Source organism: Azospirillum sp. A26 (assembly GCF_042604635.1).
Taxonomy (GTDB): Bacteria; Pseudomonadota; Alphaproteobacteria; order Azospirillales; family Azospirillaceae; genus Azospirillum; species Azospirillum palustre.
The window spans coordinates 238782-254757 of the sequence record NZ_CP170477.1 but is presented as its reverse complement, the minus strand read 5'-3'; the positions used below and the strand labels follow the sequence as shown (position 1 = coordinate 254757).

At 61.2% G+C, this 15976-nt stretch carries 10 protein-coding genes; 2 read left to right on the top strand and 8 right to left on the bottom strand.

The features are described from left to right. Nucleotides 1-8: 8 nt before the first annotated feature. The 8 genes from ABNQ39_RS35885 to ABNQ39_RS35850 all read right to left on the bottom strand — a co-directional run bounded on the left by ABNQ39_RS35885 (nucleotide 9) and on the right by ABNQ39_RS35850 (nucleotide 12768). On the bottom strand, nucleotides 9-614 hold the full coding sequence (locus ABNQ39_RS35885) for an SIS domain-containing protein (RefSeq protein ID WP_376967319.1): 606 nt from the start codon (nucleotides 612-614) through the stop codon (nucleotides 9-11). After that, a complete protein-coding gene (locus ABNQ39_RS35880; RefSeq protein WP_376967317.1) occupies nucleotides 611-1549 on the bottom strand; it encodes an NAD-dependent epimerase/dehydratase family protein in 939 nt (312 codons plus the stop codon). Before ABNQ39_RS35880 ends, ABNQ39_RS35885 begins: the two co-directional genes overlap by 4 nt. A 322-nt stretch (nucleotides 1550-1871) precedes the next feature. Beyond that, nucleotides 1872-2402 (bottom strand): WbuC family cupin fold metalloprotein, encoded by a 531-nt coding sequence (locus ABNQ39_RS35875; protein ID WP_376967315.1) that lies wholly within the window; start codon nucleotides 2400-2402, stop codon nucleotides 1872-1874. Between the two features lie 70 nt (nucleotides 2403-2472). Beyond that, the gene (locus ABNQ39_RS35870) at nucleotides 2473-4098 is read right to left on the bottom strand and encodes a hypothetical protein (RefSeq protein WP_376967313.1); all 1626 of its coding nucleotides are present in this window, start codon (nucleotides 4096-4098) and stop codon (nucleotides 2473-2475) included. 142 nt (nucleotides 4099-4240) lie between these two features. Beyond that, the gene (locus ABNQ39_RS35865; RefSeq protein WP_376967311.1) at nucleotides 4241-7273 is read right to left on the bottom strand and encodes a TIGR04372 family glycosyltransferase; all 3033 of its coding nucleotides are present in this window, start codon (nucleotides 7271-7273) and stop codon (nucleotides 4241-4243) included. A 349-nt stretch (nucleotides 7274-7622) separates the two neighbouring features. Next, the gene (locus ABNQ39_RS35860; protein WP_376967309.1) at nucleotides 7623-8453 is read right to left on the bottom strand and encodes a hypothetical protein; all 831 of its coding nucleotides are present in this window, start codon (nucleotides 8451-8453) and stop codon (nucleotides 7623-7625) included. A 347-nt stretch (nucleotides 8454-8800) separates the two neighbouring features. Beyond that, on the bottom strand, nucleotides 8801-9874 hold the full coding sequence (locus ABNQ39_RS35855) for a TylF/MycF/NovP-related O-methyltransferase (RefSeq protein WP_376967307.1): 1074 nt from the start codon (nucleotides 9872-9874) through the stop codon (nucleotides 8801-8803). A gap of 62 nt (nucleotides 9875-9936) precedes the next feature. Then, the gene (locus ABNQ39_RS35850; protein WP_376967305.1) at nucleotides 9937-12768 is read right to left on the bottom strand and encodes a GSCFA domain-containing protein; all 2832 of its coding nucleotides are present in this window, start codon (nucleotides 12766-12768) and stop codon (nucleotides 9937-9939) included. Nucleotides 12769-13287: 519 nt separating this feature from the next. Here ABNQ39_RS35850 and ABNQ39_RS35845 point away from each other — a divergent pair. Further along, nucleotides 13288-14337 (top strand): Gfo/Idh/MocA family protein, encoded by a 1050-nt coding sequence (locus tag ABNQ39_RS35845; protein ID WP_376967303.1) that lies wholly within the window; start codon nucleotides 13288-13290, stop codon nucleotides 14335-14337. Between the two features lie 159 nt (nucleotides 14338-14496). Continuing rightward, nucleotides 14497-15966, top strand: a complete 1470-nt coding sequence (locus ABNQ39_RS35840) for a PfkB family carbohydrate kinase (protein WP_376967301.1) — start codon at nucleotides 14497-14499, stop codon at nucleotides 15964-15966. Nucleotides 15967-15976 lie beyond the last annotated feature (10 nt).

Genomic DNA, 15976 nt, shown 5'->3' with positions numbered 1-15976 from the left:
CACCCTTCTTACATTCCGTCTGTGACGCTGTCCCGCTTCGAGCACAGCCACTGCATAAGCATGTGGCCGATAATCAGCTGGGTATCCTCGGCGATCTGCATGTCGTCAATGGCGAAATGAATCGGAACATCGGCCAGCTGCTTCGCTTTGCCGCCCGAGTAAGCCACGACTGCATAGCTTTTGACTTCGATGCGGCGGGCCTCTTCAAGGAGCCGCAGGATATTCGGAGAGTTGCCGCTTCCTGACAGGGCCAGCACGATGTCGCCCGGACGGGCGAGCGTGGCCAACTGGTAGGCGAACACATTTTCGTAGCCTTCATCGTTGGCCAGGCAGGTGAGCACGGCCGGGTTCGCCGTCAGCGCGTGAACACGGATGCCGGACCCCTTGCGCTTGGACAAGGGATAGAGCAAGTCGTTGGCGATATGGTTGGCGTTGCCGGCGCTGCCCCCATTTCCCGCAAGGAAGACTTGCGCACCCGATCTCCAGCACTGGAGAAGATCGCCGGCAAGTTGTTCCACGGGTGTCCAATCGAAGTTTTCAAGTACGATCGACAGCCGTCGTGAATAATCCCTGAAGTGCTCCAGCGACGGTACGGCAGCCGAGGTAAAATTCATTTCGCAGCTCCCGACTGCATCCACTTGAGATTATACCACTGATCACTATCCGTGAGCTGGCCCCGGCGATACAGGTCGATCATTTCCTGGATGGCGTCCTCAACCGATTTCCGTGGGCGGAAGCCCGTTGCAAGCAGCCGGTCGGAGTTGATCCGGTATGAGCGAGGATCATTGGAGGGCGAAACGACGACTTCGGCCGGTACATGGCGCGTCACCATTTCGGCGATCTCCATGATCGCCAGATTCTCGAAGCCGGCGTTGAAAATTCCGGTGTGCTGCGGCGTCTCGAGAAGGAACAGATAAAGGTCGGTGATATCGTCGATATGGATGTTGGGGCGGGTCTGCTGGCCGCCGAACACAGTGATGCGGCCGTTGCGCAGCGCCTGCATCGTCAGCATGTTAACCGAAACGTCCAGCCGCATGCGCGGTGAGTAACCACAAACCGTTGCCGGGCGGACGATCTGCACGGTCATGTCGTCGCTGTACGACAACAGAATGCGTTCTGCGCACATCTTGGTCTTATTGTATTCGGAAATCGGCAGCAGAGGGAGATCCTCCGTCACATGCTCCTCTTCCTTGACGCCATAGACGCTGCCCGACGACGCGTAAATGAAACGCTTGATGCCTTGCCGCTTGGCGCGATCCGCCAACTGCATGGTGGCAAGGCAACTGATCTCCCAGGTCAGTTTGGGATCGAGATCGCCGCAGGGGTCGTTGGCAATGCTCGACAGGTGAATGATGGCATCGATGCCGGTCAGATCGATGCCATCGGTATCGCGCACGTCGCCCTGGACAACCTCAAGCTGCGGATGCGGCTCCAGGAAATTACCGAACCATTGGATATCGAATGCCACAACCGAGTAACCGCGGCGCAGCAGCTTGGGAACCAGAACGCTTCCCTTGTAGCCACAAGCTCCGGTAACGAGGACTTTCATTGCTGAGATCTCCAGGCTTTACATCGGTTGCAGACGTTGACCGATCACAACAACACCGTCAACTTGCCGCTCTTGGAATGAAGGGGCCAGTTCCTGGCAAAGGCCAGGGAGGAGAGTGACCATGCGGCCGGCAGGGCAGCGGTTGATGCGGACCGTCATGACCTTTCCGCTCTCCCTTGCCTTGTTCAGGGTAAACCCATGTCAACGGCTTGACGACGCGTGATCGCCTTGTATGGCGGCGCTTCCTTCGAGCGGGAGAACGCTATCATCGAGATGGTGAATAATTAATTGATTCCACGGAGAGATAAATGCTCCGCTTCCGCTATTCCCCGACGTTTGGAATGCCAAGCGTATGATGAAGCATCTGCAGATATGCAAAGGCGTCTTTGCTCCCGGGGGGGGGCGCCCAGTCGGCAAAGCGGGTTGCCGTATGAGGTCCCGGAACATGTTCGATATAAACCACGGGATCAGAGACATAGAGGCACATGTGCCAGACCGGGCGCTCGAATCGCGCCATGAACGGCACCGAAGGTCGGTTGCCGGCCAACCATTGGTGGTCGCGCACGGTGCCGTCGTCGTCGAATCGTACAAGGACGAGAGCGCCCTCCAGCAGGGTGTATGACTTGGCCCCGGACTCGTTGCGATGGGGCGGGAGATACTGCCCAAGGCCCATCGCAATCAGCATCTCGTGCCGTGATGCCGCCGGATCGCCATGCAGCAATATCCTGGCCCGACGACGCGGCGCGGCAGCGGCCCGGCCTTTCAGACTCTCCAAATCTGCCGGGGTGACCGTGGACAAGTCTTCGGTTGCCGCGAGTACTTCTTCCGTCAAAGACTTGAACGTCGTCATCATTCCGCTGCCATGATCCTGCCGATGGTATGCTTCCCCACGCGGGAAGGCCGGATGTCCATCATACGGGCCTTCACCCGCCATGTGTGAAAATCCGCAGGCTTGCCAAGGTGTTCGCGTTTGCCGAGGCGAGATGGGCATGCAGCCGCCGGACCCCGGAGGACAGCGCAGCCGGGTCGGCCGCCTGCAGCCGCCGGGCGACATCCCCTGCATCCAACGGTCCAGCCGGCAGAACAAGTCCGGCACCGAAACGCTCTACCAGTTCAGCCATAGCATCCAGCTGGTCGTCGATCACGATGGGCAGGCTCGCTGCCGCATAGGCCGTGAAGCGTTTGTTGAGCACCAGCACGTCGTTCCCGGCCCCAGCCTCTCCTGGCTGCCGCCGCGGGATGTCGCCGCGATGAAGCCAGCCGAAATCATAGTGCGAGGCCTGGAGGATCTCCGAGAAAGGCCGCGCCCGGAAATAGCCCAACCGCCCTCCTGCAAGAGCCATCAAATCCGCGTAGCACGCGTCATGGGCCGGCTGCGTGTGATAGGCGTTGAAGATGTCGACGGCAATGCCGTCCCGCAGTGCCAGAGCGGCCAGCAGCGGCAGGAAGCGGTAATCGGTCTCCCATGCCGCTCGCAGATAATTCTGTGGAATGCCGCCTGCGTAAAGGATGCGGAGCGGTGCCCGGCCCGGTGCGGAAGGAGGATCGGAATCGGCGAACTCGGGACCGGAAAAAAACGGATGCGCCCTGCCGTGGACAGCAGTCAGCAAAGTGTCCCAGTGCGGTCCCTGGCAATTGGTGACGGTCATGTCGGCATGGCGCAGAGCCCAGGTTTCCGCAAGGCGGCAGCGATCGAGGTGGCGCGGCGATATCGGAACAAGCTCCCTCAGCGTATCGCCATACACCAGCGTCATGTCGTTGGGTTCGAAAACGAACCGCCAGGTCCGGTCTGGCGGACACAACGGCAGTACCCAGTCGTTAAAGTGCGGCATGGTCGCCAGGACCACGGTCTGTGGTTGCAGACGATGGATCAGTCGCAGAACGCGGGTGACGCTGAGGGCCGCATCATGACTGCGATACCACGGGCTCGGCGTCTCGGCCGGATGGGACGACGTGTAGACGACGAGGGCCTCGTCGGTTGGGAAGACATGCCGCAGCGTCGCCTCCGGGATCAGGCTGACCTGGGAGGTGTCCCGGATGATCAGTGTACGGATGCTCTGCAAGTCCGGCAGGTCGACAGGATCGGACGGCGCCAGGGCATCGAAGGCGGCAGCCGTATAGGTGGGAACCAACCGGTCCTCAGTGATGCCGGAACCGATCATGTCGTCGAGGATGTCCTGTTCCCAGACACGGTTGGCGACAATGATCCGGCCGCCGGCGGCTTTGTCCGCCGGCACCACCGGCAATCCGCAATAGCCGTCGTATAGATGGGCTTTGCGGTCGACGAACCCGAGAATTCCGATATCGGTCCGGACTTCCAGGGCACGCACGAGATCGATTCCCTGCAAGCCGGCGCCAGCGATCCAGTAACGGCCGGAGGGAAGCGTGTCGCGGTGGTAGCGGAACGCCACCGCAGCATCACGCGGGTGCCGCCAGATTCCCGTCACCAAATCCCTTGCAGCGGCGATCTCCACGCTGTTTTCGGTGCGGCGGTGAAAAGCGGCGAAGCGTTCAAGAAGACGGTCGTTTTCCATACCGATCCCATTCATGCGGCATCCCTCTGCCGGTGCCGGCGGGAAGGGATCCGATATCCGGTCAAACAACCGGGAGGCCTTGGGCATGCCTGAAACGGGTGGCAGCCGACGGCCTTCCCGGCCCCTCTGCCGTGCATCAGGGCTGGCGAAAGCGGCATCAGCGTCCGGGAAAGAAGAGCGGCCGGGTTCGTTCCGCAAATCCTCGGGCAGGTCGTGCTCCTCCGAAATAGCAGGACGATGCGGCCGCGTCGTCCCACAACCGGACGGCCGGCGAGTCCTCGGCCCTGCCGTGCCCTGCCAGGATATCGAGCCGTTCCTCCAATGCCGAGCGTATGTCCTCGGCATCGTTGTCCCGCGGGATCAGCCCTTCAGCGGCCAGCAGGTTGCCGCTGAAGGTCAGGCCGCGGACCGGTTCCGCCAGGATTTCTTCCAGCGACAGATAGCGCCCTTCACGATCCGACCAGTAGGGACGCCAGGTGAAGGTGACGTTGGAAGGCCACAATTGGGCATAGTTGGAAACGCAGTTGACCAGCACCGACGGGGTGTTGAAGCTGATGGCGACATTGGCCAACCCCGAGGTGGTGCCGAGATAGCATCGGGCGGCGGCGCAGAGGAAGACGTCCATCCAGTCCGATTTCAGCGGGCTGCGGGCATAGTCGATGACCCGCGCCTGCTCGGGAAGCGGCGGCATCGAATGGTCGCCCAAGCGGATCACCCACCCTCCCCGCGCGGTGACCATGTCGATGGCCGGCTGATAGGCGGCGAGGTCGGCGTTGCGGTGGTCCTGGCTCGACCCCACGCCCTCGGCATGGAAGCCGGAGTTGCGGATGTGCATGGCGACGAACCACGCATCGGGTTCCATTCCCGCCGAAACGAGGGCGGCACGGCCGCGGGCGGCGAGGTCGGGGGACAGGCGCAGCAGCGGCGCACGGCCTTCCCGGCTCCAGGCGTCATAGGCGCGGGCGCCGACGTCGGTGAAGGCCTCCACCTGCCCGCCGTCTCCGATCCAGCCGTTGAAGTTCTCCCCGGCATAGCGCTGCAGCGGGATGAGCCGCTCGATCAGCACCGGGTCCTCCACGACGGTGAGGAACGGCCGCCAGCAATCGAGATAGGCCCGGTTCGCCACCAGGTTCGCCGGAGCCAGCAGAATGCCGGGAGCGGATGGGCGCCAGCCGAGTGCCCCGATCTTGAGCCAGGTGTCGAGCATCGCCAGATGGCCGATCTGGGTCACCCATTCCTGCGGCAGGATCCGGACCTTGCCGGTCGGCAGGCCAAGCGCCTCCACCAGATCGTCGCTGAGGCGGAAATCCTGCCCCAAACGCCGGTTCGCCATGATGGCTCCGCCATACAGACGGTTCGCCGCCGCGGTATCGCCGACATGGAGGCGCTTTTCGCCGCTCCTGTTGAAGCCGTCGGCCAGCAGGACGTCGTCCGGCAGGTCCGCCTCCAGCCCCGTTCTGGCATAGAGCGTGTGGTCGTAGCGCGCGGCGTAGTTCTGGTGGGCCATGACGAAGGACGGCATCCGGCGGGTTGCCTCCCGGTAGGCGGCGACGGCACCGGAGACATCGCCCTGCTGCAACCTCAGATCTCCCAGATTTCCGGCGAAGTCCGCCAGATGCGCGACCATTGCGGTCGCGGTCGCCAGGCCGGCCTCGGCAGCCGCCGCATCGCCGGAGGCGTTGGCGCAGATCGCCCGGAGATAATGGACAGGCCCGATCGCATATCCCTGCGCGGCGAGGGAGTCGAGGATGGTCACCGCTTCGGTATAGCGCTCGGAGTTGACCAGGCAGCTGGCGCTCAGCAGTCGCAGCGCCGGATGGTCCGGAGAGCGTTCCAGGGCGGTGCGGGCAAAGCGCTCGGCCAGCGTTCGCTGGCTCGCCGCCGTTGCCGACGACGTCACCAGCTGGGCGGCCTCGGCGACGATGTCCACGGGATCCACGATGGCGGCGTTGCCGGCCATCCTCAGCGCGGTCGCGCACCCCTCGACCAGATGGTCGAAATCGAGAGGGTCCTTGCAGGGCGGAAGCGGTTCCGTCAAGGCCCGTTGCAGATCCGCGGCCTCCCCGATCCCCTCGGCGCCGATGGCGTCGCCGGCCTGGCGGCCGGCTTCGAACGCTGCCATGGCGCGGTCGGGCCAGCCGAGGTCGAGCAGGGTCCAGCCGAGATCGACGGCGGCGCCGCCCAGATCGGGAGCGGCAGCCAAGGCCTGTTCGAAGAGGACCGCGGCCTCGCGCGGACGATCCTGGGAGCGGAAGCGTTTGCCGCGCGCCCACAGGGCCATCGCCCGCTCGGCGGCCGTCGCCGGGGGCACCGCCGGCGCCATGTCGACGCTGCCATGGTCGAACGCGAGTTCGACGCCGTAAAGCGCATCCTGGTCGTCCGGCTCGATGTCCAGCAGATGAAGGAAGGCATCGATGCTGCTGCCGGTGGCGCCGCTCCGGTTCAGCGCATGGGCAAGGCAGCGCAGCGCCGGCCGGTGATCCGGGACGATGCGCAAGGCGCGCCGGGCCATGGATGCGGCCTCGCGGTCGTCGCCGCATTCCCGGAGCGCATCGCCGAGTTCGGCGAACAGGTCGGCATCGCCGGGGCCGGCCCCGAGAATTTCGCTGAGGATGGCCGCCGCCCGCCGTGAATCCCCGTGCAGGCGGGCGATCCGTGCCCGGCAGATCGCCGTTTCGATGGCCGCCGCCCCGTCGGGTGCGCTCCGGTGCGCTTCGCCGGCCTGATGCATGGCCTCGTCGATGCTGCCGACCCGCGCCAGCAGCCGGGCCCGCACCAGCCTCTCGTCCGGCGTCGGCGGAGCCGGGCCGTCGGACAGCAGGGCGGCCAGCCGGGCATCCGCCATTCGAGCCGTCGCGATGTCTTCGGTCTCCAGGGCCACCGCCGTCAGCATGTGCCAGGCCGGGCGTGCCGACGGGAAACGCCGCACCAGATCCTCGGCCATCCGCCGTGCGCCGGCATGGTCGCCGCTGTCGAGCCGGATCCGGCAGGCCCGGGCCGGCGCGCCGGCATGCCCGGCACTGTGCAGGGTGAGGCTCTCCGCCAGCGACAGGGCGATGGAGTGGCGGTCCCGGCGCCGAAAGCCGCGAATGCGCCGGACGATCTCGCCATTGGTGCCGAGCGCGCGACGCAGGATGACCCCGGCCCGTTCCGGCTGCTCCGCGGCAACCATGAAGGCCAGGGCCGTCATGGCTGTCTGCGGGCGGGCGGCCAGTGCGTCGCGAATGGCCCGATCGGCCTGATCGGCACGACCCGAAAACCAAAGGCCGAGGGCCTTGGTGGCCATCCGGTAGGCGGCGTGACGATGACGTTCAGGAGGGCGGAACGCCGTGAAGGAAGCTGATGTCATGCCGTCACCGTCGTCGCAATGCAATCTGTGCAGGGATTTACCGTGAAGCAGGCGCGAATGGTATCGTCAAGTTACTGATGCGGCTTGAAGTCCATCCTGACAGCCCGTGTCGGCGGCTGGACGGGGGCGGGAGCTTGCCTGGCAGGTCCGCCCACCGACGCGGCGACTTTCTCAGCCGCCTTGGGAAAGTTTAACGAATAAGCTGCGCAGCAAAATAGGTTTGATGAACTAGGCCGTTCACAAGCGCCGCCGCCCCATTGCTTTGGTATGCACAAAGATCCACGTAATCTGTCTGGCCATCGAGATAAGCAATATCTGAAACATTGGATGCTTGCAACGCGGCAGCCGAAGAAGTCGAATGGACAAGAGAGATAAGGATACCATTCTTACGGATTCCAGTACCATATCGCGTTCCTGGGCTCGGAATCTCGATGGCTACATTGCCTGTAATCATATAATATCCGGCTATGTTAGGCCGATAGCGATTGTTGGCAGCATCGAAGCCGCCGTCCGTATCAAAGCTTGCGGACGACAGTTGGACTTTCGTCCAGACGGAACTGGGAACGCTCTGGTTCACGCCGTTGAGGTTGGCGCGAAACACGACCGGAGCGGGAGGTCCCGCCAGATCGGACAATGCACGCTCGTCGACGATGACATCGTTGGTGATGGCGGTCATCCCGCTGGTCAGCATCACCCGCGCGATCGGCAGTGTTCCCACTGGAATCGCTGGCGGCGTGAGGCTGTTGACTGTGCCAGCCGCCACGGAGGCCGCACCGGTCGTCCGGTTCACCACGACGCGGTCGATGCGGAAACCGGATGCGGGCGTAGCAAATGGTCCCACAAGTTGAGTGGCGACCTCTGTGAGCGTGGTGCCGAGCAGAAGATGGCCCTGATCGAGCACCAAGGAAAGGTCCGGTGCATTTTGCGCGTGCGGTGCGAAAGCGGCCACGCTGCGCTGGGCCACAGTCCAATTGGTTGCGCTTTGCGGCAGAGCTGTCGGATTAAACGATTGAACAGTCATCGAGAAATCCTTAATGGAAACATTCAATTCCGATCATAGCAAATTTAGTTGTTTATGAAATGGATAATTGCAACTTTATCTGTTCGTTCATACCTGTTTCAACTGCTTCCGGACTGCTCCATCCCCAAAAGCATGGACAAACCCACTGGTAATGGCACGTACCGTGTCCTCCGAAACACGGTGCGTGGTGCCATCCTCGGTACCGAAGGAGCCGCTTCGGTAGACACCAGCCCAGCGAACAGCCTCAAACGCTGGCTAATGATCTGGTCAGTTTGCAAGGCTTGCGCTTGGATACCTCGATAGACCACTTGTGAACTTGGCATAAAGACAGCGATATTATTCAATTATCAAGAGAGAGAATTTTCTATGGCTGAAAAGGCCTCTTGAGCAGTTCGTCGATCATGCAAGAAAAATGCTGCGCAATTCATGCCATAGCTAAAAAATTCACTGGACTCGAAAATCTCCTGATTCTCAAGAAATTCTCGGAATGCGCGGCGCTCTCCATAATAAGGATTGGCTTTGTTGCAGTTCCAGTCATCGAACATCAGGACACAGCCATCCTGTAGAATGTTGTTTTTGAACAGGCTGTCCAGAACCTCTTTCGTAGACTGGTAAAGATCACAGTCGATGTGCACCACCGCGGCCTTGATCTCGGGAGGGGATTGCAGGGTTTGAGCGTAGAATCCACGATGCATGTGAATCCTTTCAGGGCGGATCACCGTCGATAGGCGACGATAAATGTGCTGGTCGATCGACTCTCCCAACTCTGCGACGAAATCATCACTGAAGCGCATGCGCTTGCGCCAGATGTTGCGGCCGGCGATCTCAAAGCTGTCACGGTCTACAGACGAGGTGTATTCCGGAAGGCCATCGAACGAATCAAAGAGATGGATATCAGAGAGCATTCCCAAGTCGCGCATCGTCTCAGAGAAGAGACGCGATGTCCATCCGCCAAGAACACCAAATTCGAGAATTTCCCCCACCACTCCAGAAAGCATCACATATTCAAGCACCCGGAGTATGGCTTCGGAATATACAGCGCGCGCGCGACCCGGATTATAGAAGGTCATGCATTGCGTTGTCAGATCGCGCGCTCCTTCGGCTCGGATCAATGCCTGCAAACGCTGTCGCCCTTCACCGTCCTCTGTGTCGAGTTCCACTGCCCGTACCAGCCAATCCCGTGTCGCGGTGACATCGCCGGCTTCATGGGCTTGTGCAGCGGCAGCCTTGTATTGCGTTGCAAGAGCCAAGCAACGCTGGCGAGCTGGATCGAATCGATAGATCAGACGCGTAGCATGACCGTAATGGCGCAGTGCCAGTTCGTTGTCACCGGCGGCTTCTGCCTCCATTCCGCGCTCATACCAATACTCGGCCCTGAGTTCTTCCGGGTTGCTCGTATTTTCTTTGATCGATGGAGGCATATTCTTTTCTTTCTGGACCGATGTTTATTTTGATCTATGGGAAATCTTTAGTGTCTGGCCGCTCACATCCCTTCCAATTTCTCCCGAACGGCGTCGTCCCCAAAAGCATGAACGAACCCACTGGTAATGGCGCGCACCGTGTCCTCCGAAACATGGTGCGTGGTGCCATCCTCGGCACCGAAGGAGCCACTTCGGTAGACACCAGCCCAGCGAACAGCCTCGAACGCCGGCCAATAGTGAATTGGCTTACGATCTCTCCGTTTGATGACCTGATCGACAGCGACGCGCAAAGTACTCTTTGAAATGCAATCGGCAACGATTGCAGATGAGTATTCAAATGATGCTTTCATCGGTACTGGAGAAACACTAAATACGATATTGATCGTATTTTTCATGTCCCATATTATATCACATATTCTCTCGATATTTTTTATATTTTCCTCAACGGTCGTTGTTCTGAAATCCGCGTGATTCAGCATATGGAATGTATTCGCCTCTGGTTCTGACAATGTAAATCGACCATCTTCTTTACTGAAGAAGCAAGGCGCTACACCAAGTGTAAAGATAACAATGTCCGTATTGGCAATCATATGGCGGATATCGGCTGGATTTTTCTTGTATCTATTTTCAAGGTTTGAAAATACATCCGGGGAAAAAACATCAGATATGTCGTCGATCGCCCATTCCAACAGAGCCCGATTGGCATAGGTGGAATTGATCCGCTCTCCACCTCCAAGGTTCTGGGCTTCGATGCCCAACTTGCCGAGGCGAATGGCAATATTGGCGGCGAAGCAGGAACCGAGTGTTGTCACCCGGCTGTCCATTCGCAACACCCTCGGAAAATCGGAGTCCAGATAGAGGTGTTTCCGGATGACTGTATCGAGGTCCTGAAACTGTGAGATTTTTATCGGGTAACGCAGCAGACGGCGCGCGTTCCCGGACTTCAGGGTCGCCTTTACATCCTCATAGACCCTTTCGTAAATGCCTTCCAACGGGCTCGTGCGTTGCGCAGTTTCAAATTCCTGCGCGGCATTTTCCAGCTTGTCAGTATAGACATACCCTTCACCCAACCGGGTATGCAGCGCCCCTAGCCGGGTCGGATGAATGCGTCGGCCATGATCGGCGGCGTTCTCCTTTGCCGCCCGCTGGAAGAAGGGCAGGGCCTCTATGTTGCGTCCCTGGTAGCACATGGTCTCGCCGAGCCAATACCATGCGTTGGGGTCATCCGGATTGCGTTCGGTCGCCGCCCTCGCCAATCGTTCGGCCTGGACAATGATCGAGAATTGCGGGCCGGCTGACCACAGGACCCTCATCGCACATTCCGTCAGCACGGCGGCGAAGCGCTGGGCGAGCAGCGGGGCGATGCGATGGAACTCGGTGGGGAAATGCGCATGGGCGGCCAGCAGCCTGTCGGTCGCCATCCCGAACCGCTCCAGGGCCATATCGACCCATCCCATTCCGAACAGCCCGCGCGGGTTGTCGGGCCGTTCTTCGAGATACCGGCCGAGAAGGTCCGCGGCCGCATCGAAGCGCTCGCGGTCCTCCCGGGTTTGGCGCGAATATGTCTTGTCGATGATCCACAAGGCCCGATCGACGTCATCCGACACCCTGAGCGTCGAATGGGCCGGCTCGACAACCACATCCGATATGGCGACGCTGGCGGCCAGGGGTTCCAGACCGTTCGGTCCGGGATAATCGATGATCGCGGCCCGGGCCGTCCGGAACACCAGTTCGAGACCCGCGCCGGAGCGGCGCGCGACATCCGCCGGGATAAGCCAGACGGCGGTGATGTGGGGCCTCCGGTCGTCGGCGGACCGCTCGGCAAAGCGGGAAAACCCGATGCGGCGGCAGGTTTCCCCGGCTACGGTCAGTTCGATGCTGTCCGCCGTCTCATCGTCGATCCATCCGACCAGGGTCGCCCGGACCTGCAGTTCGCTGTCGGTCCGGACCGCCAGCTCGAGCGATGCCTGGCAGGACGGGCCGATCCAGGAATAGGCCGGACCGCCGTCCTCGACCCGCGGCTGCCATCCTTCGCCGACGATCGCCTGGTTGAAGGCCAGCCAAAGCCGCTCGGGCAGCTTGCGGCCCTTCTGCTCCGGCGCTGCCGGTCTCGTGTCCCCCTCCTCTGCCGCGTCCTCCCGCGCCAGGGTCCGCGCCATGGCCACCATGCGCCGCAGCTCGTTTCGCACGGTACGTTCGAAAGCCACGCGGGCCCGGTCGTACAATTCCATGTCGTAGGCGTTGCGGTCCTCCAGCACCGTCCGCACCGAACGGGGCAGTTCCGGCCGCTTTTCGACGGGCACCGAAACGTTCAGGCGCCGCTCGCTCGGCCACGGCAGCCAGCCGAACCTGGAGCACAGGATCTGCAGCGCGTTGTCGTACTGCTCATAGACCCCGATCAGGTCGAAGGCTTCCAACCTTTCCACCGCCTTGGTGAAGAGCGCGTCGTCGGCGGGGACGGGATGGCGCCAGTCGCCGCCGAAATGGCGGGTCTGGTAGTTCTCGACGATCCGGACGATCTGCTCGTGATCGCAGTGGATCCACTCTTCCAGGGAGAGGGTCCTTGCCTTCTCCATGACCACGTCGTTGGTCGAATCGATGGTGCTGGTCCAGGACCGGCAGAACCAATAGGCGGAGAGAACCCGGGAGACGGGCTCGCGCAGCATCGAGAACAGGAAGCGCTTCGCAGGCAGCTTCTCTACTTGCCAGCCGGTCCAGTGACCGTTGATCAGATCATAATTGACCAATTCCTCGTCCGGGATTTCATCCATTTCCCATGGAGAAACATTCAATACGCGCTTTCGGTCGAAACGGTTGAACAACTCGCGACTGATCGCATGACCGCCGACCTTGCCGAGGTGCATGAAGCAGAGCGGAAACGGCGACAAAGTCATTCGGATACTCCTCATCCAACCATAGTCTCGAAAGCGCGCCGAACAAGTCCGGGACCGGACGGATGCTACTGTGGGATTAAGGCATTTTGCATAATCCCCGATGCCATCCGCGCTATGCTCTAAAGGGAGACGCTACCACTGTTGGCGGTGGGCTTCAATCGGAGCAGGTTCTCGAGGTCTGCCCCCGGCGCGTGACTGCGGGCGATGGCGCGGCGCTGGAACTGTTAATATTCGCGTTAGCATCTATGAGAAAACAGTAGATATTATCCATATCATAGCCGAATAATTTAGTAATTTCGTTCTCAATTCATCGAATTTTATTGAAGAACAACAACATAATGGATAATCACGCGGCACGGTTTTGTGAATTTTATTCCATAATTAGCCTCATGCGCCGGCCGATGCTGCCGCTCCATGTTGTGCATGCCCGTTGGCATGTTCCCATTCTGGTTACCTGTGGCTATAGTCAGGATTGAACATCTCTTTGCGTGAAAGTGGCTCATGCGGGCTGAAACGGACATGCTGGCGATCGGAATGATCGGCGCCGGCTTCATGGCGCAAGTTGCCCACCTGCCGGCCTTCGCCCGGGTTGCGTCCTGCCGGGTCACGGCCCTGGCCGACGACCGCTGCGATCTGCTCGAGACGGTCGGCAACCGGTTCGGAATTGTCGAACGGCACGAGGATTTCCATGCCCTTCTGGCATCACGATCCGTGGATGCGGTCATGGTGACGATGCCGCGGCGCTGTCAATCGGTCATCGTGCGCGAGGTCATCGCCCATCGGATCCCGGTTCTCAGCGAGAAGCCGCTGGCCCTGACCGCCGCCGTCGCCGAGGATCTTGCGGCAGCGGCCCGTGCGAACGGCACGCTTGCGGCCGCGCTCTACCAACGCCGTTTCGATGCCGGCGTGCGTCTGTTCGCCGAACGGTTCCATTCGTTGCTGGAGAGCGGCGAACTCGGGACGCTGATGCATCTGCGAATGAACAATTTCTGCGCAGCCTATTCCGTGCCCATTCCCGAGCATGTCCGCTCGTCCGGGCCGCGCGCCCACCGCTATCCCGAGGATCCGGATCTTCCCGCCGGCTTACCGGCCGAACTCAGGCGGGACTACGAGTACACCGCCAACGTCGCCATCCATGACATCAACCTGCTGCACATGCTGTTCGGCGGGCGCGGCTTGACGCCGCTGTCATTCCATGTCCGCCGTGGCGGGTGCCAGACCATGGTGGTCGGGGTGCCGGGGGCGGATGCCTGTCTTTCCGTCGGCCCGGCCGATATCGGGACCTGGGATCAGCGACTCGATGCCTATTTCAAGACTGGATGCTTGAGCCTAGTTCAGGATTCCACTCTGGCGCCGCAACCGCGCACCCTCGTCATCGAGCGCAGCGCAAAGGGGGAAGAGTGTTTTCGCCCGCCCGTGGCCCAGCGGATCTCCCCCTTCCATGGCCAGGCATCCGCTTTCGTGGATGCGGTGCGCGGCGTGCCCGTCGCGATTGCAACGGTTGAGGATGCGGTCCGTGACCTGAGCTTGATCGAGGGGCTGTGGCGTATGGCCGCTGTCACGGGGTGACTGAGGCTTCCGCATCGGACTGTCTCGTTTTTAAGCTTTGTGCAATAAATTGATTGTCTCCTGCTTTGGGCCTTACGAGAGAGACCAGGGCTGTCATACTGTAAACAACCGGCTTTCAACCTTTTACTCACCAGAGGATAGTAGGTGGAGACATTGCTTATGGACGTAACGGTCGAAGAGATTGTTGCGCAAGCCGGCAACACAACTCGGGTCGTATTTGTGTCCGGAAACTTCAATGTTCTCCATGCGGGACACCTGCGACTGTTGCGCTTTGCTGCCGAGGCAGGCGACTGCATCGTGGTCGGCGTGACCCCCGACGGAACCCCCGGGGTCAGCGTGCCCGCCGAGATGCGGATCGAAGCACTGCGTTCCATCGCACTGAATCTTTATCCTGTCCTGCTCCGTGAACCTGTGACCGACTTCATTCGCCGATTGCGGCCGGCGGTGGTCGTCAAGGGAAAGGAACATGAAGGCCGCCTGAATCCAGAGCAGGCTGTTGTCGACGAATATGGCGGCAGGCTGCTGTTTTCCTCGGGTGAGGCGACGTTCTCGTCGGTCTCGCTTTTGCGGCGCAACAGCGACGACCATCCGGGCCTCATCCTCAAGCCGGTCGATTATCGACAGCGCCACGGCTTCAGCCTGTCCGGGCTGGGGGAGATCGTCCGCCGGTTCGCGGGGCTGCGGGTGTTGGTCGTCGGTGACCTGATCGTCGATGAGTATATCGCCTGCGATCCGCTCGGGATGTCTCAGGAGGATCCGACCATTGTGGTGACGCCGGTGGACACCCAGTCGTTCATCGGCGGGGCCGGCATCGTGGCAGCGCATGCCGGCGGACTGGGAGCGGATGTTTCATTCGTAACCGTCGTCGGTGGCGACCCGACCGCCGACTTCGCATTGGCGGAATTGTCGGCGGCGGGAGTGACTGCGGTGTTCTTTACCGACAGTACCCGGCCGACGACACGCAAGCAGCGGTTCCGGGCTGCCGGGAAAACGTTGCTCAGGGTCAACCACCTGCGCCAACATGCCGTCGATCATGATATCGCGGATGCCATCAAGCGCGCTGTGCTGGACCGTCTCGATGGTGTTGACCTGCTGCTTTTCGCCGACTTCAACTATGGCTGCCTGCCCCAGCCCGTGGTCGACGCCATAACCGCCGCCGCCGTCGCCCGTGGCATCGTCATCGCTGCCGACAGCCAGGCATCCTCCCAACTGTCCGATATTTCCCGCTTCAAGAACACGAACCTCGTGACGCCGACCGAACGGGAGGCCCGCCTGGCATTGCGGGACTTCGAGTCAGGTCTGCCGATCATCAGCGAACGGCTGCAGCAGCAAGCAAATGCTCAGAATGTCCTGATCACATTGGGGGGCGAAGGGGTTCTGGTCTGGGCCCGGAAGAACGGCGAAGCCGGCACGGAGCGGCTGCCGGCATTCAATACCAACCCGCGCGATGTCGCGGGGGCCGGAGACAGCCTGTTCACATGCACGGCCCTTGCCCTGTGTGCCGGAGCGGACATCTGGACCAGCAGCTATCTCGGCTCCATCGCAGCGGCCTTGCAGGTTGGACGCATCGGCAATACACCTCTGACTTCGGCCGAACTGCTGGCCGAATTTGGCACGACCGGCGCCTGATGATGATCCA